Source organism: Enterobacter sp. C4G1, from assembly GCF_052886895.1.
Genome location: NZ_JBQVVV010000002.1, coordinates 415185 through 436689, shown reverse-complemented (window position 1 = coordinate 436689; position 21505 = coordinate 415185). Strand labels below are relative to the sequence as shown.

19 protein-coding genes are annotated in these 21505 nt (G+C 55.8%); 7 read left to right on the top strand and 12 right to left on the bottom strand.

The genetic code is table 11. The features are described 5' to 3' along the window. Positions 1–135: 135 nt before the first annotated feature. The 5 genes from ACT9TW_RS15990 to ACT9TW_RS15970 all read right to left on the bottom strand — a co-directional run bounded on the left by ACT9TW_RS15990 (position 136) and on the right by ACT9TW_RS15970 (position 6012). Positions 136–1692 (bottom strand): MFS transporter, encoded by a 1557-nt coding sequence (locus ACT9TW_RS15990; RefSeq protein WP_446492995.1) that lies wholly within the window; start codon positions 1690–1692, stop codon positions 136–138. A gap of 183 nt (positions 1693–1875) precedes the next feature. After that, positions 1876–3252, bottom strand: a complete 1377-nt coding sequence (locus ACT9TW_RS15985) for an MFS transporter (protein ID WP_315688500.1) — start codon at positions 3250–3252, stop codon at positions 1876–1878. A gap of 73 nt (positions 3253–3325) precedes the next feature. Next, a complete protein-coding gene (locus ACT9TW_RS15980) occupies positions 3326–4345 on the bottom strand; it encodes a Zn-dependent oxidoreductase (RefSeq protein ID WP_446492994.1) in 1020 nt (339 codons plus the stop codon). Between the two features lie 14 nt (positions 4346–4359). Further along, a complete protein-coding gene (gene manD, locus ACT9TW_RS15975; RefSeq protein WP_446492993.1) occupies positions 4360–5574 on the bottom strand; it encodes a D-mannonate dehydratase ManD in 1215 nt (404 codons plus the stop codon). 111 nt (positions 5575–5685) lie between these two features. Continuing rightward, entirely contained in the window at positions 5686–6012 is a 327-nt protein-coding gene (locus ACT9TW_RS15970) for a YnfA family protein (RefSeq protein ID WP_041162057.1), read from the bottom strand. A gap of 152 nt (positions 6013–6164) precedes the next feature. On the opposite strand from ACT9TW_RS15970, the gene ACT9TW_RS15965 reads away from it, so the two are divergent. Next, positions 6165–6503 carry a DUF1283 family protein gene (locus ACT9TW_RS15965; protein WP_182060917.1) on the top strand — a complete coding sequence of 113 codons (339 nt, stop codon included), beginning with the start codon at positions 6165–6167 and terminating at the stop codon, positions 6501–6503. A gap of 15 nt (positions 6504–6518) precedes the next feature. Continuing rightward, positions 6519–7079, top strand: coding sequence for a spermidine N1-acetyltransferase (gene speG, locus ACT9TW_RS15960; RefSeq protein ID WP_182060916.1), 561 nt, complete (start codon positions 6519–6521; stop codon positions 7077–7079). Positions 7080–7100: 21 nt separating this feature from the next. Here speG and ACT9TW_RS15955 read toward each other — a convergent pair whose 3' ends face one another. Next, the gene (locus ACT9TW_RS15955; RefSeq protein WP_395678269.1) at positions 7101–7847 is read right to left on the bottom strand and encodes a YnfC family lipoprotein; all 747 of its coding nucleotides are present in this window, start codon (positions 7845–7847) and stop codon (positions 7101–7103) included. A 74-nt stretch (positions 7848–7921) separates the two neighbouring features. On the opposite strand from ACT9TW_RS15955, the gene ACT9TW_RS15950 reads away from it, so the two are divergent. The 5 genes from ACT9TW_RS15950 (at position 7922) to dmsD (ending at position 12941) form a co-directional block, all read left to right on the top strand. Further along, the gene (locus tag ACT9TW_RS15950) at positions 7922–8215 is read left to right on the top strand and encodes a DUF1161 domain-containing protein (protein ID WP_446492992.1); all 294 of its coding nucleotides are present in this window, start codon (positions 7922–7924) and stop codon (positions 8213–8215) included. Positions 8216–8359: 144 nt separating this feature from the next. Continuing rightward, the gene (gene ynfE / locus ACT9TW_RS15945; RefSeq protein WP_446492991.1) at positions 8360–10798 is read left to right on the top strand and encodes a selenate/tellurate reductase subunit YnfE; all 2439 of its coding nucleotides are present in this window, start codon (positions 8360–8362) and stop codon (positions 10796–10798) included. Positions 10799–10808: 10 nt separating this feature from the next. Further along, the gene (locus tag ACT9TW_RS15940; RefSeq protein ID WP_446492990.1) at positions 10809–11426 is read left to right on the top strand and encodes a DMSO/selenate family reductase complex B subunit; all 618 of its coding nucleotides are present in this window, start codon (positions 10809–10811) and stop codon (positions 11424–11426) included. A 1-nt stretch (position 11427) separates the two neighbouring features. Then, positions 11428–12282: a dimethyl sulfoxide reductase anchor subunit family protein gene (locus tag ACT9TW_RS15935; RefSeq protein ID WP_182060911.1), complete on the top strand. Its 855-nt coding sequence runs from the start codon at positions 11428–11430 to the stop codon at positions 12280–12282. A 44-nt stretch (positions 12283–12326) separates the two neighbouring features. Further along, the gene (gene dmsD, locus ACT9TW_RS15930; protein ID WP_182060910.1) at positions 12327–12941 is read left to right on the top strand and encodes a Tat proofreading chaperone DmsD; all 615 of its coding nucleotides are present in this window, start codon (positions 12327–12329) and stop codon (positions 12939–12941) included. Between the two features lie 43 nt (positions 12942–12984). Here the strand turns inward: dmsD and atzF are convergent, their stop codons facing one another. The 6 genes from atzF to ACT9TW_RS15900 all read right to left on the bottom strand — a co-directional run bounded on the left by atzF (position 12985) and on the right by ACT9TW_RS15900 (position 21488). Then, the gene (gene atzF, locus ACT9TW_RS15925) at positions 12985–14787 is read right to left on the bottom strand and encodes an allophanate hydrolase (protein ID WP_446492989.1); all 1803 of its coding nucleotides are present in this window, start codon (positions 14785–14787) and stop codon (positions 12985–12987) included. Then, entirely contained in the window at positions 14784–18386 is a 3603-nt protein-coding gene (gene uca / locus ACT9TW_RS15920; protein WP_446492988.1) for an urea carboxylase, read from the bottom strand. Before uca ends, atzF begins: the two co-directional genes overlap by 4 nt. A 152-nt stretch (positions 18387–18538) precedes the next feature. Beyond that, positions 18539–19171 (bottom strand): urea amidolyase associated protein UAAP2, encoded by a 633-nt coding sequence (locus tag ACT9TW_RS15915; RefSeq protein WP_182060907.1) that lies wholly within the window; start codon positions 19169–19171, stop codon positions 18539–18541. 10 nt (positions 19172–19181) lie between these two features. Continuing rightward, a complete protein-coding gene (locus tag ACT9TW_RS15910) occupies positions 19182–19895 on the bottom strand; it encodes an urea amidolyase associated protein UAAP1 (protein WP_446492987.1) in 714 nt (237 codons plus the stop codon). Between the two features lie 4 nt (positions 19896–19899). Next, complete coding sequence (locus ACT9TW_RS15905; protein ID WP_182060905.1) at positions 19900–20676, bottom strand: ABC transporter ATP-binding protein; 777 nt, start codon at positions 20674–20676, stop codon at positions 19900–19902. After that, complete coding sequence (locus ACT9TW_RS15900; RefSeq protein ID WP_446492986.1) at positions 20673–21488, bottom strand: ABC transporter permease; 816 nt, start codon at positions 21486–21488, stop codon at positions 20673–20675. The genes ACT9TW_RS15905 and ACT9TW_RS15900 overlap by 4 nt, the downstream gene beginning before the upstream one ends. Positions 21489–21505: the final 17 nt, after the last annotated feature.

Sequence of the window (21505 nt, the reverse complement as noted above, 5' to 3'; positions counted from 1 at the left end):
ACTAGAATGGCAGTGTGTATAAATTCGAATAAGCCATAACCATACTGAATGCTCCGGGCCGAATATTGATTTACATTAACTTTCGTCTAATTGGTGTGATATAAAAATTAAGTTGTGTGACATCTAAGACAGAAGCTATAAACCACTCTGCTTCGCGGAAAATGTCCCTTGCGGAATGCTGCCCGCCCAGGCGTTCTCCCCCAGACACAGCGTGTCATAAGAATACCCCGTCAGATCTTCCACCACCCGGCGTGCTTCAGGCGTGGCCTGCTGCGCTGAGCCATTCGCTTTCAAACGATCCAGTTCATCAACAAAAATCTTGTGGGTGCGTTTGTTGAGGTGGAACGTCAGCGCCTGCCACAGAGCCAGGATCAACAACCCGGCAGTGCCGATGAACAACAGCATGGCGATGGTATGAATCGCTTCCGGCGGCTGGGTCTGGCTCCCCTTCACGAAACCACCATTTTGCAGCAGCAAACCGACAATAAAGGTCGCAACTGCAACGGTTGTTTTCCGGGCAAAAGTCATAACGGCAGCAAAAAGCCCTTCGCGTCGCTGGTGACTGACCATTTCGTCAATATCCGGAATGAACGGGAACACATTCCACGGTGTGAACTCCAGCACCGAACGCCCGACCTGGTAAAGCCCGGCCAGAATAACCAGCGTGGACACCGTGTTGAGCGCCGGGATTTGGTACACCGCGAAGAAACCGCCCAGACACAGCATCATCAGCGAATACGCAAAGATATAGAGTTTTGACGGGCCAAATTTGATGATCCCGATACCTGCAAGAAGCGTAACGGGCAGCCCGACAATACTCATCGACAGCAAGCTTCCCGCCAGCGATGAAGAGACATTCAGGCAGTAAACGCAAAAGAAGACGAACACCGTGTTGTAAACATCTTTGCCGGTGAAGGAGAGCAGATAGATAGCCAGATGTTTTCTGAACGCGCGGATCTTAAGAGTGGAGCCGTAATCCTTGAAAAGCTGGCAAAAGGCCGCCAGTTGTTCCACCCGCGTTTTACGTGGTTCGCGTTTATCTATACTCGCTTTCATTTCTGGCGTCAGTTCGCGTTCCCAGGTGACTTTCCAGGAAATGAACACGCAGACCATAAACAGCACCGCAAAGATAACCCCGTTAATCAGGTACGCATGGGCACTCTTTTCGCCAAAGTAACCGATGAGCAGTCCTGGAATAAAGGTGGCGAGAAACGTACCGGACGCCGATAAAAACATTCGGCAGGTCGATAGCTTGGTACGTGAATTGAAGTCTTTGGTCATTTCTGATGGCAGAGTTTCCCACGGGATGAGAACCATTGCCGCAATAATTTCGAAGGCTAAATATACGGCAAGATAAAAACCATAATTCATACCATCAAGCCAAAGCAGTGCATATACCAGCATTAAGGGCGCGCCAATCAACAGGAAAAAGCGTCGACGGCCAAATTTCTTGCCAAAATAGTTTTTATAAAAGTGGTCGGTAAAACTGCCCATAAAGAGACTGACGATGGCATCGACGATACGCGCAATCGCCACAATAGATGCCGCCTCTACCGGGGATAAGCCAACAAAAGTGGTGTAGAAAAAGAGTAGCCAGGCGCCAATAACGGTAAAAGCACCGCCACCCATAATATCCGTCAAGCCGTATCCGATACTAACCGGAATGGTTATTTTTCTGTTTTTCCGTGACATGATCCATTCTCACAAGATAAATAACATTTAAAAATCGAAATAGTCCCTGGCATTATCGTGACAAATATTTATTATCATTCTGGAAAGCACTTATTTATTGTCTGGTATACCTCCTTTTAATTCATCACCCAGCCAACGCCGGGTGATGAATGCTGAATGACTATTATCGGTTAGTAATAAAACTCATGGCTGCACCCCGTATTTATGCGCGTTAACGTTTAACGCTTTAGCCTCGGCGGCATCTTCGGCTTCGCTCAAATCCCGGTCGCACACTTCCGGCATCAAAATTGCGGACAACAAGCCTATCAGTGAGTACACCACCATCATCACCACAATTGGCCACCAGGAGCCGGTCATGTTGCAGAAGATACCCGCCAGCACCGGACCAAAGCCAACCGCCACCAGACCGCCCGCCTCTTTCGAGATAGCCATGCGGGTAAAGCGGTTACGCGAGCCGAACATTTCCGCCATGGTGATGTTTTCCAGCGCGAACAACCCCAGTACGGCGAAGTTGTGGATAATAATGATCGAGAGCATGATCACACCCGGGGTGTAGGTTTTATCGACGATGATCGACAGCATCGGGTACGCCAGGATGATGGCCGAGATGTTAAGAACAATGTAAGGCAGACGACGCCCGATTTTGTCAGACAGCCAGCCCAGCAGCGGAATGGTGATGAACCCCAGAATGGAACTGATCATCAGCGCATCGGTTGGAATGCTTTTATTAAACAGCAACGTCTGCACCAGATAGCCCGCCAGGAAGGTCTGAATCAGACCAGAGTTACCCGCCTGACCAAAACGCAGACCGGTTGCCAGCCAGAACGATTTGCTTTTGAACATCGCACCCAGCGTCGTTTCCTGCTCAGGGACCTGCGCCACGCTGTCTTGATCGCTGACCTTCTCAAAGACCGGGCTTTCTTTCAGGTTCATTCGCAGCCAGATAGCAAATATCATCACCACCACGCTTGCCAGGAACGGAATACGCCAGCCCCATGCCACCAGCTCTTCACGATCGAGGACAAAGAACATCAACGCCCAGATGGCTGTCGCGCTCAGCGTTCCGCAGTTGGTCCCCATTGCCACCAGTGAAGAGATGATGCCGCGCTTACCTTTCGGTGCATATTCGGCAAGCATGGTTCCCGCACCAGAGATTTCTGCCCCGGCGCCAAGCCCCTGGATAATGCGTAATGTGACGAGCAGAACAGGGGCAAAGATACCTATCTGTGCGTAGGTCGGTAATACGCCAATCAGGGTGGTACAGATCCCCATCATCGTGATGGTGATGAACAGCACTTTTTTGCGGCCGATTCTGTCGCCCATTCTGCCGAAAATAAACGCCCCGACGATGCGCGCAATATAGCCTGCACCATAGGTTCCCATCGCCAGGATCAATGCCATCGCAGCGGATTGCTCCGGGAAAAAGATCTCATGGAAGACAAGGGCAGCACCCAGCGAATAAAGCTGAAAATCCATGAACTCGAGCGCGGTGCCAAGCCAGCCGGAAACAGCGGCTTTCACCAGATCCGAGGTCGTTCTTTGAGGTTGTGTCTGAGTCATAATGGCTATCTCTGAAAGGTAAGATGCGTACCACGTAGAGCCTGTCTGTGCAGGCTCTTAACCGCACTTGTTGTTATTGGTCGAATGTGAGCAAGACTTTGCAGCACTGCCGCTGGTCTTTCTCAAACAGTTCAATGGCGTCTGTTACGTGGTGATAGTCAAAGGTATGAGTAACCAGTTTTTCCGGGTCGATAAGCCCTTTTTCCAGCCACTCAATAACAACCGGGAATTTGTGTGCATTCAGGCGCGACGAGAAAATCGACAGTTCTTTGCCGGTAATACCCTGCTGCACAATCTGGCTGGGTTCACTGGAGAAGCCCATCAGCACAATGCGGGCTGCCGGTGCGGCCAGGGTGATAGCCTCCTGTAGAATGGACGGATGACATGCGGCATCAATAATCAGCGTGGGTTTGATGCCTTTTTCTTCCAGTACGGACTGCACGGAGCGTTCGGCGTTGTTGAATACCCAATCCGCGCCGCTACGTTCGGCCATCGCCAGGCGTTCGTCGATCCTGTCGACGACGATGACCTGCTTCACCTTGTAAACCCCTTTCAGCGCTTGCACGGTGACAAGACCCATCGGGCCAGCACCGAAAATCAGGGCCACATCCTGTTCCGTGGGTTTGGCCTGCCCAGTTACGTTCGCCGCAATGGTAAAAGGCTCGACCATGACCGCATGTTTATCGGGGATGGCATCGGGAATAACCCACGCATTTTTTGCTGGCACCACGGCGTACTCGCTGAAGCCGCCGTCACGGTGCACGCCCAGCACCACGAGGGATGCACAGACGTTTGGTTTACCGACTGAGCACTGATAGCAGTGACCACAGCTAATGACCGGGTCAACCGACACGCGCTGTCCAACACGTGAGGCATCAATCCCCTCACCCACAGCATCAATCACGCCAAAGAATTCATGGCCGATCACTCGCGGATATTTGGCGAAGGGGTTGTGGCCACGATAGATATGACTGTCTGAACCACAGATCCCGGCAAGTTTGATTTTGACGCGGACCTCACCCGCTTCAGGAGCCGGGAGCGGGCGCTCTTCAATCACCAGTTCGTTCGGTTTTTGAATCACTACGCTTTTCATTGTTCGCTCCTCTATTACCAGTTCCACAGCGTGCCATCTTCGAGACGTGCAACCGGCAGGTAGGCCGGATCGTACGGATATTTCGCTGCCAATTTTTCGTCGAACTCGATGCCCAGCCCTGGTTTTTCGCCCGGGTGCATATAGCCGTTATCAAAACTCCAGCTATGCGGGAACACTTCCAGCATCTGTTCGGAATAGCCCATATATTCCTGCACGCCAAAATTCGGCACCCACAGGTCAAAGTGCAGTGCAGCCGCGTGACATATCGGTGACAAATCAGACGGGCCATGCGAGCCAGTGCGCACCTGATACAGCGAGGCGAAATCAGCAATACGACGCATCCCCGTGATCCCACCCGCATGGGTGATGGTGGTACGGATGTAGTCGATAAGCTGCTCTTCAATGAGCTGTTTGCAATCCCAGATGCTGTTGAACACTTCGCCCACCGCAATCGGGGTAACGGTGTGCTGGCGAATCAGACGGAAGCACTCCTGGTTTTCCGCAGGGGTAGGATCTTCCATCCAGAACATGCGGAATTCTTCGATGCTCTTGCCGAAACGCGCCGCTTCAATTGGCGTCAGGCGGTGGTGCATGTCGTGCAGCAGGTGTTCATTAAAGCCATACTTGCTACGCACGGCATCAAACAATTTCGGCGTGAAATCGAGGTATTTTTCCGTTGACCACAACTGCTCTTCCGGCCAGTGGCCCTTGGTGGCAGGTTCATAGGCCAGCCCTTTTCCTTTAGACATGCCGTAAGTGGTTTTCATTCCCGGTACGCCGCACTGGACGCGAATGGCTTTGAAGCCCATCTCTTTGTGACGCGCATAGTCTTCCAGCACATCATCAATGGTGTGACCCGTGGTATGGCAATACACCATCACGCCTTCACGGGATGCGCCACCCAGCAGCTGGTATAACGGCATATTGGCTGCTTTCGCTTTGATGTCCCACAGCGCCATATCAACGGCAGAAATCGCCGACATGGTGACCGGCCCGCGACGCCAGTAGGCGCCTTTATAGAAGAACTGCCAGATATCTTCGATTCGGTGGGCATCGCGACCAATCAGCTGCGGGCAGAGATGATCTTTCAGGTAAGAGGCAACGGACAGCTCACGCCCGTTCAGCGTGGCATCACCCAGGCCGACAATTCCCTCATCGGTGGTGATTTTAAGGGTGACAAAGTTGCGCCCCGGACAGGTCACAAATACTTCAGCCCCGACAATCTTCATAATCCAGTTCCTTACATCGCTCGTTGTGATGCAGGAAATTTACTCAACTACACTACTACCATACAAGTATAATGATCACAAAATAAGCGAGCGATCACAAAATTGGGGCACCTACGTGCGCCCCCATCCTGCCACGATGATCAGCATCCCGCACAGTGCAACCAGCGCGCCAGCCCAGTCGTACAGGCTCAGTTTGACGCCGTCCACAACCCGAAGCCAGAGCAGCGCCGTGCAAACGTATACGCCACCGTAGGCCGCGTAGACCCGGCCACTGGCGGCGGGATGCAGCGTTAACAGCCAGACAAAAAGTGCCAGCGCTATCCCGGCGGGAACCAGCAGGAATACCGAGGCCCCCTTTTTCAGCCAGAGCCAGGGTAAGAAACAACCGATGATTTCACACAGTGCGGTGGCAAAAAAAAGCAGCGTTGTTTTAATCATATCGAACATCTTTTGAGGATTGATTGAGACATCATACGCGATAATCTCCTTTACTTTTCCATACCTGCCGCACGGGTATGCCGTCCTTTTGGATTGGTGTAGAATCCGGGTTGGGTAAAACGTTTATCTGCACCCATTAAAAAGGAAACGCGATGACTACATTAAGCAAACGCCTTTGTCTGTCAGCGATACTCGCGCTGTCAACGTTCGCCTTCGCCGCCACCGCATCAGCCGAAACCAGCAAGCTCGTTATCGAGTCTGGTGATAGCGCGCAAAGCCGCCAGAACGCTGCTATGGACAAAGAACAATGGAATGACACCCGCAACCTTCGTCAAAAGGTGAACAAGCGGACTGAAAAAGAGTGGGACAAAGAAGATGTCGCTTTTGATGCGCGTGATAAGTGCCAGCAAAGCGCGAACGTCAATGCCTACTGGGAACCTAACACGCTGCGCTGCCTGGATCGCCGTACCGGCCGCACTGTTGCCCCCTGATGTCACGGAGTCAGTATGGCCGATATGTTAGCCGTTAAACTTCGTCCACTGGAACGCGAGGATCTGCGCTTCGTCCATCAGCTCGATAACAATGCCAGCGTGATGCGCTACTGGTTTGAAGAGCCTTACGAAGCGTTTGTCGAGCTGTCAGATCTCTACGATAAGCACATTCACGACCAAAGTGAGCGGCGTTTTGTAGTGGAGTGTGAAGGCGAAAAAGCCGGTCTGGTCGAACTGGTTGAGATAAACCACGTTCACCGTCGGGCAGAATTTCAGATAATTATTTCGCCGGAATACCAGGGTAAGGGCCTGGCGTCACGGGCGGCAAAGCTGGCGATGGATTATGGGTTTAACGTCCTGAATCTCTATAAGCTGTATCTCATCGTCGATAAAGAGAACGAAAAAGCGATCCATATCTACCGCAAACTGGGCTTTATGGTGGAAGGTGAGCTGATTCATGAGTTCTTTATCAATGGTGAGTACCGCAACACCATTCGCATGTGTATCTTCCAGCATCAACACCTGGCCGGACACAAAGCATCTTCTGCAAGCCTGCTAAAACCAACCGCGCAATAACCTGCGCGGTTTTCATTTTCATCAATAGTAATCAATGCTGTTCTTGATGGTGTACTTGCGTTCAACTGCCGGTTTTACGCTGTCGTCGGTGATAAGCAATTGGCAGGTGACCGGGTTGTTATGTCGATCGTAATCACAGCTCTGTTTTACGTGCCCGAGCTGCTTGTCGTTCAGCAGGCTGATTGCCGTGTAGTCCAGTTTTTTACGCACATCTTTTGACGGCGTGGCCTGAACAGACAGATGTTGCTCACCGGATACCGTTGTTTTTCCCAGCGGATACCCTTCTGCATCATAGCGATATTTCACTTCCATCTCTTTTCCGTGCGCGGCCACCACAAACCCATTGTCGTCGGTGTCCCAGGTCACACCTGCCGAAGGCAGTTCCGCGAGCTGGCATTTGCCCTGCAATTTCACCTTACGTTGCTGCGTTTCCGCGTCGAGATAGTAGTTGGCATCAAGTACCAGCGCGACACCGGTATTGGCCTCCAGGTCGTGTAATTCCAGCGTATCAAAGCACCCTTCTGTTGATACCGTGCCCGTTACCCGTTTCGAGACTTCACCCTTATCGTTGAGCAACGTCTGGGTAAAGTCTTTTACCGGCCCGCGAAGGGGATCAAAATCAAACTCATTTGAGAAACTGGCCATCTCCGGCGAAAAAGACAACGGCGTAGAGGCGTTATCGCACCCCACCAGCACCGTAGCCAGAAGCGTCATCACTGCGTATTTCTTCACATTATTTACCGATACAGGGAGATAATTCCCAATCATATTAGCAAATACATATGTTTACGCGAACCCTGCTAAAATCATTCTATATACAGAGAAGAGAAAAGGAGCTACAGATGAAACGGTTACCCTGGATTACCGCCCTGCTGTTGATGAGTGTTTCCCCGGCCATTCTGGCTGCCCCGGATTCGTGCGAGCGAATTAAAAGCGACATCCAGCAGAAGATTGTTAACAACGGCGTGCCTGAAACCGGCTTTACGCTGAACATCGTGCCGAACGATCAGGCCGACCAGCCGGATGCACAGGTAGTTGGGCATTGTGCCAACGATACCTTCAAAATTTTGTACATCCGCACAGGAAGCGGTGCGGCAGCGGGCGCTCAGGACAGCACGCAAAGTGAACCGCAGTGATTTTTATCCAATTTCGCTGCAACAATACCCTTTGATTTGATGAGGATTAATATTTAGTACCCTCAAATAAGTAAAACTCACCCATCATTAGCCCGGTTGTAATAACGGGCGTAAATAATTCCCACTACAATGATGGAGTGAGTCATGTCCGAGGCAGATATCCACGGCGGGATTAGCCGTCGAACGCTGGTTAAATCCACCGCAATTGGCTCACTGGCGCTTGCCGCCGGTGGGCTTTCATTACCTTTCGGTTTGAAAAGCGCAGCCGCAGCGGTGAAAGATGCCGTGTCTCCCGCTGAAGATAAAGTGGTCTGGGGAGCCTGCTCCGTAAACTGTGGTAGCCGGTGTGCGCTGCGCCTGCACGTGCGCGATAACGAAGTGTATTGGGTGGAAACCGATAACACCGGCGACGATATTTACGGCAATCATCAGGTTCGCGCCTGCCTTCGCGGACGGTCAATCCGTCGTCGTATCAACCACCCGGACCGCCTTAACTACCCGATGAAACGCGTGGGTAAACGCGGCGAGGGCAAGTTTGAGCGCATCAGCTGGGATGAAGCCCTGAATACCCTGACTGCCAGCCTGAAAGGCGTGGTGGAAAAGTATGGTAATGAAGCGGTGTACATCAACTACTCCTCCGGCATTGTCGGCGGTAATATCACCCGCTCCTCCCCTTATGCCTCGTTAGTGGCGCGTCTGATGAACTGCTACGGCGGTTTCCTGAGCCATTACGGCACCTACAGTACGGCTCAAATTGCCTGTGCAATGCCTTACACCTATGGCAGCAACGACGGCAACAGCACTTCCGATATCGAAAACACCAAACTGGTGGTGATGTTCGGCAATAACCCCGCGGAAACGCGCATGAGCGGCGGCGGGATCACTTACTATCTGGAACAGGCCCGCGAGCGTTCCAATGCCCGCATGATCGTTATCGATCCGCGCTACACCGATACCGCCGCCGGACGCGAAGACGAGTGGATACCGATTCGTCCGGGCACCGATGCCGCGCTGGTCGCCGGGATTGCGTGGGTACTGATCGACGAGAACCTGGTTGACCAGCCATTCCTGGATAAATACTGCGTAGGATACGACGAAAAAACGCTGCCGGAAGGCGCGCCAGCCAACGGCCACTACAAAGCCTATATCCTCGGCCAGGGCGATGATGCCACCGCCAAAACGCCGGAATGGGCGTCGCGTATCACGGGTATTCCTGCCGACCGTATCATCAAACTTGCCCGTGAAATCGGCTCCGCAAAACCAGCCTATATCTGTCAGGGATGGGGGCCACAGCGCCAGGCGAACGGTGAGCAAACCTCGCGCGCTATTGCCATGCTGCCAATTCTGACCGGCAACGTAGGGATCAACGGCGGCAACAGCGGCGCGCGTGAGTCTACCTACACCATCACCATCGAACGTATGCCGCTGCCGGATAACCCGGTAAAAACGCAAATCTCCTGCTTTAGCTGGACGGACGCCATTGTGCGCGGCCCGGAAATGACGGCGCTGCGCGACGGCGTGCGTGGCAAAGATAAGCTCGACGTGCCGATTAAATTTATCTGGAACTATGCCGGGAACACCATCACCAACCAGCATTCCGATATCAATAAAACCCACGACATTTTGCAGGACGAAAGCAAATGCGAAATGATCGTCGTGATCGACAACTTCATGACCTCGTCCGCGAAGTACGCCGACATCGTGTTGCCAGACCTGATGACCGTAGAGCAGGAAGACATTATTCCTAACGACTACGCCGGTAACATGGGTTACCTGATATTCCTCCAGCCGGTTACCGCACCGAAGTTCGAACGTAAACCGATCTACTGGATCATGAGTGAAGTCGCTAAACGACTCGGCCCGGATATTTATCAGCAGTTTACTGAAGGGCGCACTCAGGAGCAGTGGTTACAGTATCTCTACGCCAAAATGCTGGAAAAAGACGCCAAACTGCCTTCGTATGATGAGCTGAAAAAAATGGGTATTTATAAGCGCAAAGATCCTGCCGGGCACTTTGTCGCATACAAGAAATTCCGCGATGACCCTGCGGCGAACCCGCTGAAAACCCCTTCCGGTAAGATTGAAATTTACTCCAGCCCGCTTGCGAAAATCGCCTCGACTTGGGAGCTGGAAAAAGACGAAACCATCACCCCGCTGCCGGTGTATGCCTCCACGTTTGACGGATGGGATGCACCTGAACGCAGCACCTACCCGCTGCAGCTGTTTGGCTTCCACTTTAAGGCCCGCACCCACTCAAGCTACGGCAACGTCGACGTACTGAAAGCGGCGTGTCGCCAGGAAGTCTGGCTGAACCCGGTCGATGCGGCGCAACGCGGGATTAAAAACGGCGATATGGTGCGCGTCTTCAATAGCCGTGGGGAACTGCGTATTCCGGCGAAAGTCACGCCGCGCATCATGCCGGGCGTGAGCGCCATGGGCCAGGGTGCCTGGCACGATGCCAACATGAATGGCGATCGGGTTGACCACGGCTCCTGCATCAACACGCTGACCACGCACCGCCCTTCTCCGCTGGCGAAAGGTAACCCACAACACACCAACCTGGTGCAGATCGAGAAGGTATAAGGAGTAACCGATGACAACCCAGTATGGATTTTATATTGATTCCAGCCGCTGCACCGGTTGCAAGACCTGCGAACTGGCCTGTAAGGATTACAAAGACTTAACCCCGGGTGTCAGCTTCCGCCGTATTTACGAATACGCAGGTGGCGACTGGCAGGAGGATAACGGCGTCTGGCATCAGAACGTGTTTGCCTACTACCTGTCGATTGCCTGCAACCACTGCGAAGATCCGGCCTGCACCAAAGTGTGTCCGAGCGGGGCGATGCACAAGCGTGACGATGGTTTTGTGGTGGTGGATGAAGATGTCTGTATCGGCTGCCGCTACTGCCACATGGCCTGCCCGTATGGTGCGCCGCAGTACAACGCCGCCAAAGGCCATATGACCAAGTGCGACGGCTGCCACACCCGCGTGGCCGACGGCAAAAAACCGATCTGCGTGGAATCCTGCCCGCTGCGCGCGCTGGACTTTGGCCCGATTGAAGAGCTGCGCCAAAAGCACGGCCAGCTTGCAGCGGTAGCGCCCCTGCCGTCTGCGCACTTCACGAAGCCGAGCATTGTGATTAAACCTAACGCCAACAGCCGCCCGACGGGTGATACCACCGGCTACCTGGCAAATCCGAAGGAGGTGTGAGATGGGAAGTGGATGGCATGAATGGCCGCTGGTGATCTTCACCGTCTTTGGGCAGTGCGTGGCAGGTGCGTTAATTGTCAGCGGATTTGCCTGGTTCAAAGAGGAAGACGCAGTTGCAAAAGCGCGCATTGTGCGCAGCATGTTCTTTTTATGGGTTGTGATGGGGATTGGCTTTATCGCCTCGGTGCTGCATCTGGGCTCCCCGATCCGCGCGTTTAATTCGCTTAACCGCGTCGGCGCCTCCGCGCTCAGTAACGAAATCGCGGCCGGTTCGGTGTTTTTTGCCGTTGGCGGGTTCTGGTGGCTGGTGTCTGTTATCGGTAAAATGCCCCCGGCGCTGGGCAAAATCTGGCTGCTGGTGAGCCAGCTTCTTGGCCTGGTTTTTGTCTGGGCGATGACCCGTGTATATCAGATAGACACCGTCCCCACCTGGTACACCGGCTACACCACGCTGGCGTTTTTCCTGACGTTAGTTCTTGGCGGCCCGCTCTTTGCCGCACTGTTGCTACGAGTGGCCAGGGCACCCTTTAAGGGTTCTGCCGCCGCGACGCTGAGCGTCCTGGCACTGCTGGCAAGCGTGGGTGTGATTGTGCTGCAAAGTAACGAATTAGCCACGATCCACAGCTCAGTCCAGCAGGCCAGCGCCCTGCTACCGGAGTATGGCACATGGCAAATCTGGCGTATCCTGTTAGTAACAGCCGGATTAGGTTGCTGGCTGTGCCCGCTTATTCGCCGCCAGGAGCCAAAAACGCTCGGCCTGTTCGCCGGGATTGTGCTGGTGGTATTCGGTGAGCTGATTGGCCGCGGGCTGTTTTACGGCCTGCACATGACCGCAGGTATGGCGATTGCCGGTTAATACACGCGTGCGGGGCAACCCGCACACGCGCAAGGAATGTCGTAATGATTGAATTATCACAACGCGAGTCTTTCGCTTTCAGTGCCCGGGTTCTGGGCGCACTGTTCGGGTATGCCCCGGACAGCGAACAGGCTGCACCGCTGGTGAGTGCGCTCACCACAAGCGACTGGTATCAGGACTGGCCGTACGCCCATCAGTCGCTGGTTAGTATCGCGCAGACGTTTAAAACCCCTGCCGATGAGCCGTTATCAGAGGCCTGGCAACGCCTGTTTATTGGCCCCTATGCACTCCCGGCCCCGCCGTGGGGTTCCGTCTGGCTGGATCGTGAGTCCGTTTTATTCGGTGAGTCGACCCTGGCCCTGCGCCAGTGGATGCGTGAAAACGCGATAGCTTTCGACATGCAACAAAACGAGCCAGAAGATCACATCGGCACGTTACTGATGCTGGCAGCCTGGCTTGCGGAGAATGGTCGTGATACGCAATGCGACCAACTGCTGGCATGGCATCTTCTGCCGTGGAGCCACCGCTTCCTCTCGGTGTTTATCGACAATGCCGGGCACCCTTTCTACGTTGCCCTCGGAAAACTGGCGCAGCTTACGCTGGCTGACTGGCAATCTACCCTGCTGATCCCGGTCGCGGAAAAACCGCTTTACCGTTAAACCCTCGCAGCCAGTGTTTCCACTGGCTGCCCTTTTCAGCTTTTTATTGCTTACTGCTGGCAAGCCACGCGCGCCACCCGCCAAACTCCGTAATGTCCCGCGCATTCTGCAATCCATACTCTTCGCAGATAAACCCGGTTAACCAGCGCCCGTCCTCCAGCTCGATTTTGCCTAACCCCAAAGGCGCGGGAATACCGGCCAGAAACGATCCCACTTCGCTGTGCGGCACGTCCCACACCTCAACCGCGATAGCTGCCCCCTGCTCCCGGGTACGTACCATGCCGGGCCGTTTACCATCTGCCAGTGCATACAGCCGGTAATGCGGCGCACTGCGGGTGGCGTTCTGCAAGGTGGCTCCACGCTGACGCAACTGGTTATTTAGCGCCAGTCCGTCGAGATGCGCGCCGCAAACTACAATGGCCATTTTGTCGTGGGTTGCACAGTTTGCCGGGGCTTCAGTGCGCATTTCCCGCCCGCCAGGCAAAGCCAGCGGCTGAGTGCGTTGTAAGGCATCGGCAAGGCTCAGCAAATACTGGTCTGTAAAAGCACGGCCAAACAGCGTCACGCCAGAAGGCAACCCATTCGCCATAACGCCCGCCGGAACCGCAACCGCCGCGTAGTCGAGCAGGTTCATAAAGTTGGTGTATACCCCAAGGTCGGAATTGCGTTTCACCGGCTCCGCCGCCAGCTCCGCCAGGGTCACAGGCCGTGGATAGGTTGGCGTTAATACACATGAAACCCCTGCCATAATGGCATCACACTGCATTTTGTAATGCTGCAATTTGTACTGGGCATCAAACGCCGCCACTGCATCCGTTGACGGTGCTTTTTGCAGGACATCGCGGATCACCGGCAGCACGGCATCCGGTTGCTGCTCAATCAGTTTACCCGCCACGTGGTAACGCTCTGCCACCCACGGACCGTCGTATAACAGCTTTGCCGCGGCCAGGAACGGCGAGAAGTCGATGATTTCCGGCACGCCACCGAGCGCAATCAGGCGCGTTTTGGCGGCATTAAACAGCGCTTCACTTTCGGCGCAGCCCAGGAATTCCAGGGTGTCCGGGATCCCAAAGCGGAACCCGGGCTCCGGCGCGCCAAAGGCCTGAATACCATTCCAGGATGGGTTAGCGCGGCTGTAATCATCACGCGGGTCAAGTACCGCCGTCAGCGCCAGCAAGCGGCTGGCCTCTGCGGCGGTAGCGGTAAAGAAGGTTACGCAGTCCAGGGTGCGACAGGCTGGCACCACGCCAGCCGTTGAAATTAACCCTTTGGTGGCTTTCAGCCCCACCAGGTTATTCAGCGAGGCTGGAACGCGACCGCTTCCCGCGGTGTCCGTGCCAAGGGCGAAACTCGTCATTCCCAGGGCTACTGCCAGGGACGACCCGGCACTGGAGCCACCCGACGGATAATCCGCATGAACGCTATTACGACACAGGCCATACGGTGAACGAGTGCCGTTTAACCCGGTGGCAAACTGGTCAAGGTTGGTCTTTCCGAGCGGTACTGCACCCAACGCAATCAACTGCCCGACAATGGTCGCATCCTCTTGCGCCCGGTAGGCAAACGCCGGGCAGGCCGCGGTGGTTTCAATCCTCGCCAGATCGATGTTGTCCTTGATGGCAAAGGGGATGCCATAGAGCGGTAACGATGCAGGATCAGCCCCTTCCAGCGCGGCGAGATACGGCTCCAGCTCGGCTGACGTCAGGATATAAATAAAGGCGTTAAACTCCGGGTTTAACGCCAGCGCACGCTCACGCAGCGTGGTAATAACTTCACGCGGCGTAAAACGCCCCTCACTGTAGGCCTGAGCCAGAACATCAAGACGTAAATCAAATGGATGCATCATGCTGTTTTCTCCAGAACGACCACACACTGCCCTGCGCGAACCGATGACCCCGGCTGCACGCGCACCTGGCTTACCACACCGTCCTGTGTGGCAAGCAGCGGGATCTCCATCTTCATGGATTCCAGCACCACCAGCACATCACCTTCCCGTACCGGCTTGCCGACTTCAACATTCACTTGCCACAGATTGCCAGACACCGGGCTTTCAACCCCTTCCTGGCCGGGTTTGAGCGGTGCATCGTCCCCTTCATCCACCAGCACATCACTGCTGTCGAAATGGGCCTGACCGTTGGCAATCCAGCGTTCGCGCTCAGCGTCAAACGCCCCCTGCTGATGCGTGCGAAACGCGGCAATTTCTGTGGCTTCATCGGTAAGGAACTGCTGATATTCCGCCAGCTTCAGTGTGGTGTGCTCGATGCGTAGCGGGTAGCGTCCCAGCGGGAAATCACGCCGGATGGTCAGCAGCTCGTCGGCAGAGACAGGATAGAAACGGATCTGGTCGAAGAAGCGCAGCAGCCAGGGCTTACCGCCGAAGTCCTCAACCGCGTGATAGCGATTCCACATCTGCAACGTGCGCCCGACAAACTGATACCCGCCAGGTCCTTCCATCCCGTAAACACACAGATATGCCCCACCGATACCCACCGAGTTTTCCGCAGTCCAGGTACGCGCCGGGTTGTACTTGGTGGTCACCAGACGATGACGCGGGTCGAGCGGCGTGGCCACCGGCGCACCGAGGTAAACATCCCCCAGCCCCATCACCAGATAGCTGGCGTCAAACACCGTTTTGTAGACCTGGTCGATATTCGCCAGATCGTTGATACGGCGAATAAACTCCAGGTTGCTCGGGCACCATGGCGCATCACGACGCACGGTGGTCATATATTTGTCGATAGCCTTCTGGCAGGCAGGATCGTCCCATGACAGCGGCAGCCAGACAATACGCGAAGGCACATCCAGATCCTCGCGCTCGCAGACGCTTTGCCACAATCCGGCAACCACATCCAGCAGGCTCGCCAGGCTCAGCTCTTCCGGCTGATAGTGAACCTGCAACGAGCGAATCCCCGGCGTCAGATCGATAACCCCGTCAAGCGCGCGACTTTCCAGAACCTGCATCAGCGCATGGGCGCGAAAACGCAGCACCAGATCCAGCTCCGGCTCACCAATCTCCAGCAGCAGGTGCGTATCGCCGGACAGCCGCGCCACCAGACGTTTGTCCGCATGACCCTGCTCAAGAACTATGGGTGACGTGAGCTCTGACGGTTGCCACGCCACATCCTGCGGATGCAGGTTGTTGACTAGCGCTTCCTGCGCCTGCGCCAGCCGCCGTGCAGTGGCAATATCCACGGGCACAAAGCGCACCTTATCGCCAGCTTTCAGCTGTCCGACGGCGTGTAAATCGGCTTCGATGATGGTGACCGGGCACACAAATCCACCCAGACTCGGGCCATCCGGGCCGAGGATCACCGGCATGTCACCCGTAAAATCAACAGCGCCAATGGCGTACGGGTTATCGTGAATGTTCGACGGATGCAGCCCCGCTTCGCCACCGCTTTCACGCACCCACTCTGGTTTCGGGCCAATCAGCCGCACCCCGGTGCGGCTGGAGTTGAAATGCACTTCCCACTCGGTTGCGAAAAAGGTCGCCACATAGCCCGGAGTAAAATATTCCGGCGCGCCGTGCGGCCCGTAAATCACCCGCAGTTCACGCACGGGCGCAAACGTGGTGCGCAGCGCCTGGGGTAAAACGGCCTCGCTGCCTGCAGAAGTAAGCGGCGTAAGGTGCAGTACATCCCCGGTACGCAGCGCGCGCCCGGCGTGCCCGCCAAACTGGCCCAGGGTGAAGGTACTTTTGCTGCCCAGATAATCCGGCACGTTAAACCCGCCGCGCAGGCAAAGATAACTGCGCACGCCATCACCGCGAATATCCCCCATGCGCAGCGTCATCCCGGCACGCACCGTAAAGACGGCGTTGTTTGCCAGTGGTTCGCCGTCCAGCGTCAGGTCTATTTCAGCCCCGGTGACGGCCAGCTGCGCGTCGCAGTTGAATTTCAGCGTGGGGCCGCTGAGGGTGATTTCCAGCGCCGCAGCGCTCTCTTCGTTGCCGAGCAGGCGGTTACCCAGGCGCAAGGCACGGCTGTCCATTGGCCCGGAGGGCGGCACGCCCACGGCCCAGTACCCCACGCGTCCCGGATAATCCTGAACCGTGGTTTGTGTCCCGGCGCTAAGCACCTCCAGGGTGGAAGCCTGGTAAGTCAGTCCTTCCAGGCAACGCGTCCAGGGTTCGCCGCTGGCAAATGGCGTGAAGGTTAAAATCTGTCGGAGGTAACTGCGGTTCGTCTCCACGCCGTAGAGCCGCGTTTCGCCCAGTGCCGCGTGCAGCGCGCGAATGGCCTCATCCCTTGTCGGTTGCCACGCAATAATCTTCGCCAGCATTGGGTCAAAAAACGGTGGTACCTCACAACCAGATTCCACCCAACGGTCGATACGCAACGTGGCGCGGTCATCTTCCGGGAAGACCACTTCGGTCAGCAGGCCGGGCGAAGGCTGAAACTGACGACCGGGATCTTCAGCATACACACGCGCCTGAATGGCGTGCCCACTGGCGGTGAGGCTTTCGCGCAGCGCAGCAAGCGATGGCATCTCGCCTGCGGCAAGCGTAATCATCCAGCGCACCAGGTCGACGCCCCAAACCTGCTCCGTTACGCCGTGCTCGACCTGCAAACGGGTATTCACTTCGAGGAAATAAAAACGTGCGGTATCGCTGTCGTAGACGAACTCGACCGTGCCCGCGCTGCGGTAATTCACCGCTTTACCAAGCTTAATGGCCGCCTCGCACAATGCGCTTTCCATGCCTGCAGGCAGGTTGGGCGCGGGGGTTTCTTCCAGCACTTTCTGGTTACGGCGCTGTACCGAACAGTCCCGCACACCCAAGGCAATCACCTCGCCCTTGCCGTCACCAAACAGCTGCACTTCAAGATGGCGAGCCCGCTCGATGTACTTCTCAATAAACACGCCCGCATCGCTAAAGTTGTTTTTGCCCAGGCGCACCACGGCATCAAATGCCTCGCTGAGTTCGGCGGCGGAATAGCACACGCGCATCCCGATACCGCCGCCCCCGGCCGTGCTTTTTAGCATCACCGGGTAGCCCACGGTTTCAGCGGCCTGAAGCGCTTCGCCAACATCCGCCAGCAGTTCCGTGCCTTCCAGCATCGGTACGCCATGCGCTTTCGCCAGTGCGCGGGCGGTGTGTTTCAGGCCAAACAGACGAAGCTGTTCCGGCGTAGGGCCGACAAAGGCGATCCCTGCGGCTTCACAGGCTTCGGCAAAGGCGGCATTTTCCGAGAGAAACCCGTAGCCCGGATGAATAGCCTGTGCGCCGCTGGCTTTCGCCGCCGCGATAATTTTATCGGTGACCAGATACGTATTCGCCGCCGGGCCCTCGCCCAGACTCAGGGCCTCATCGGCTTCACGAATATGCAGGCTGCTGATATCAGCTTCAGAATAGACTGCCACACCGCCCACATTCATGGTGCGCAGCGTACGAAGAATGCGGCAGGCAATGGCCCCGCGGTTAGCGATCAAGAGTTTAGTAAACATAGTTAAGACTCAATCGGGGCGGGTCGTCCCGCCGAAAATCGGCTCGCCGCATGGTCGTCCATGGGGAAAAAGCAGTTACGGCAGGATGCGTCCGGCGCGTACTTCAAACAGGCGATAAATCATCTTTCGCAGACGCTGCCAGCGCCCTGGCGTCAGTTCCATACCAGCACCTCGGCAGGCGTTGGGTTCCAGCCGTTGCAGGGGTTGTTGAGCTGCGGGCAGTTGGAAATCAGCACAATAACGTTGCACTCCGCGCGCAGCTCAACGTATTTCCCCGGCGCGGAAATACCGTCTTCGAAGGTTAATCCCCCCTGCGGCGTAACCGGCACGTTCATAAAGAAGTTGATGTTGGCACCAATATCGCGCTTTTGCAGGCGACCATCATGCAGACAGGCGCAAAGGAAATTATCGCGACAGCTGTGCATATGGCGTTTATCGAGGGAATAACGCACGGTGTTACTTTCCTGAGCACAGGCCCCCCCGAGGGTATCGTGGCGTCCGCAGGTATCGGCAACGATAGTCAGCAGCGGGTTACCAAGGTTGGAGTACAGTACGCTGCCGGTGGTGAGGTAGGCATTATTCTGGCGGCGCAGTGTGCGCTGGGCATCGTAGCGTTCGCGCGGGCTATCGGCGTTATAAAACAGCGTGTCGACGGCCTGGTTACCTTCCAGGTCAAGCAGGCGCAGGGTCTGCCCTTTTTTCACTTCGAACAGGTAAGGTTCGCCCGCCGGGATCACATGGCGGAAGCTAGCGTGTTGGGCGTGTTTTTCGCTGGCAACGGTCATTTGCGGCTCCTTACAGGGCAAAAAGTTGAGTGTTGGTGAAGGCGCGGCCATTTTCCGGGCGCGTGAGCAGCGCGTTAATGGCCGCCTCTTCGTCTTGCGCCTGTCGCCAGCTTAGCGCTACCGGGCGAGGCGCATACTCGGTGGAAGGGTCCATCGGATGCTGCAACGCCGTCATCACCACCAGCACGTCCATCGGCGCAAACAGTTCGACATAACTGCCGGGCTGAGAATGACCGCTGTGGAAGCTGAACTGGCCGTTGTTGTCTACCGACACTTTGCTGAAGAAGTTCACCACCATCAGCAGGTCTTCCAGGTTGAGATCCCACTTGCCCATCTCCACCAGCAGGTTATCCGCGCCGTTACGGAAGTAGCCGTTACGTAATTCCTGGTAACGTCCCTGACCGTATTTTTCGGCTACTTCGACCGCGTTGAGCACGCCGCCAAACGGATCATGCCAGCCGCAGGTATCGGCGGTGATCCCCGTCAGCACGCGGCCCATATCGGAATAAAAGCAGTGCCCCGCCGTCAGGCGTGCGGTGTGCTGGCCTTTCAGGGTGTCTGGCAGGTTCAGACGTTCACTTTTCTGGTGGGCGTTGAGCATCATCAGGCTGACGTTTGCACCACCGTCGGTGTCTGTCATGCGCAGGATCTGCCCGCGCTTGAGGATAAAAGAGAGATGGCCGCCGCCGGGGAGGATCTCTTCGCGTAATGTTGTTGTATTCACAGGATTAACCCCTTAATGCGTAAACGTTATCTTGTGCGGTACCGCTCAGCGCTGAAAGGCGCGTCTCGTTGAGCGGGATGTCGTAAGTAATGCGCGCGCCATAGGCATTAGGCGCCTGCGGATCAATGCGCACTTTGTCGAACACCAGCAAACGGGTGCCAAGATTGAAGCCTTCAGAAAGATCGTGCGTGACCATAAAGACCGTCATGCGGGTTTCACCCCACAGTTGCAGCAGCAAGGCGTGCATGTCTTTACGAATTCCCGGGTCGAGCGCACCGAAAGGTTCATCAAGCAACAACACGCGCGGCTGCATAATGAACGCCTGGGCAATAGCCAGACGCTGCTGCATCCCGCCGGAAAGTTGCGCGGGGTATTTGTGCAACGCGTGACCAAGGCCGACTTTTTCCAGCATCTGCGCGGCCCGTTCCCGCGCTGCGCGTTTTTTCGCGCCAAACAGCCGCCCGAACAGCGGTGATTGCGGCAGCTCAAGACCGATGGCAACGTTATCCAGCACGCTGAGGTGCGGGAAAACGGAGTAACGCTGAAACACCACGCCACGGCTGCTGTCGGGTTCAGCGGCCAGCACGTTGCCATCCAGAGTGATGGAGCCCCGGCTTGGAGATTCTTGCCCCAGCAACAGGCGTAAGAATGTCGATTTCCCGCAGCCAGACGCCCCGACCATCGAGCAGAACTCGCCCTCTTTCACCGTTAAATTCAGGTTCTCCAGCACCACGTGTTCGCCGTATTCCTGCCAGATATTGTTGATGGTGATAAAACTCATGCTTTTCCTCCTTCCGCCCACGGGAAACAGGTCTTGTGAAGCTTGCGCAGCGCCAGATCCATCACCCATGCCAGCAGCGTGATCCACAGGACATAGGGGATGATGACGTCCATGGCCATATAGCGGCGCACGAGGAAAATACGGTAGCCAAGCCCGGCGGTTGACGAGATAGCCTCTGCTGAAATCAGGAACAGCCACGCCGAGCCCAGCAGCAGACGCAGCGAGGTTAAGAGGCGGGACAGCAGCTGCGGCAGCACCACCCGCAGCACCAGCGTCCAGCTGTTTGCTCCCAGCGTCTGGGCCTTGATCAGGATCTCCGGCGGGATTTCACAGGCACGATGTTCAAGGTCACGGGCCAGCATAGGGGTGATGCCGATGACAATCAGCATCACTTTTGATAGCTCGTCCAGCCCGAACACGATAAACAGCACCGGTAAAATCGCCAGCGGTGGGATCATCGACAACACCGTCATCAGCGGTGACAGCGAGGCCCGCCACAGCGGGAATACACCGGCGGCGACGCCAATGCACAGGCCAATCAGCGACGCAATCGCCAGCCCGGTAAGCAGACGGGCAAGGCTCACCAGGGTGTCCACCCAGAACAGGTACTCACCGCTGCGTTTATCCGGGCTAAACGCCATCCGTGAAAGTGCATCCAGCATCTGTTGCAGGCCGGGCAAAAGTTTGTCCTGCGGGTTGGCTTCCAGCCGCACTGCGGAGCCAAAAAAGTAGGCGGCCAGCAGCAGGACAAAAGGCAACATCACAAGCATCAGCCTCATGCCTGAGGTGGGATGGCGGTTAATTTGTCGCATGGCGAACTCCGTCAGTT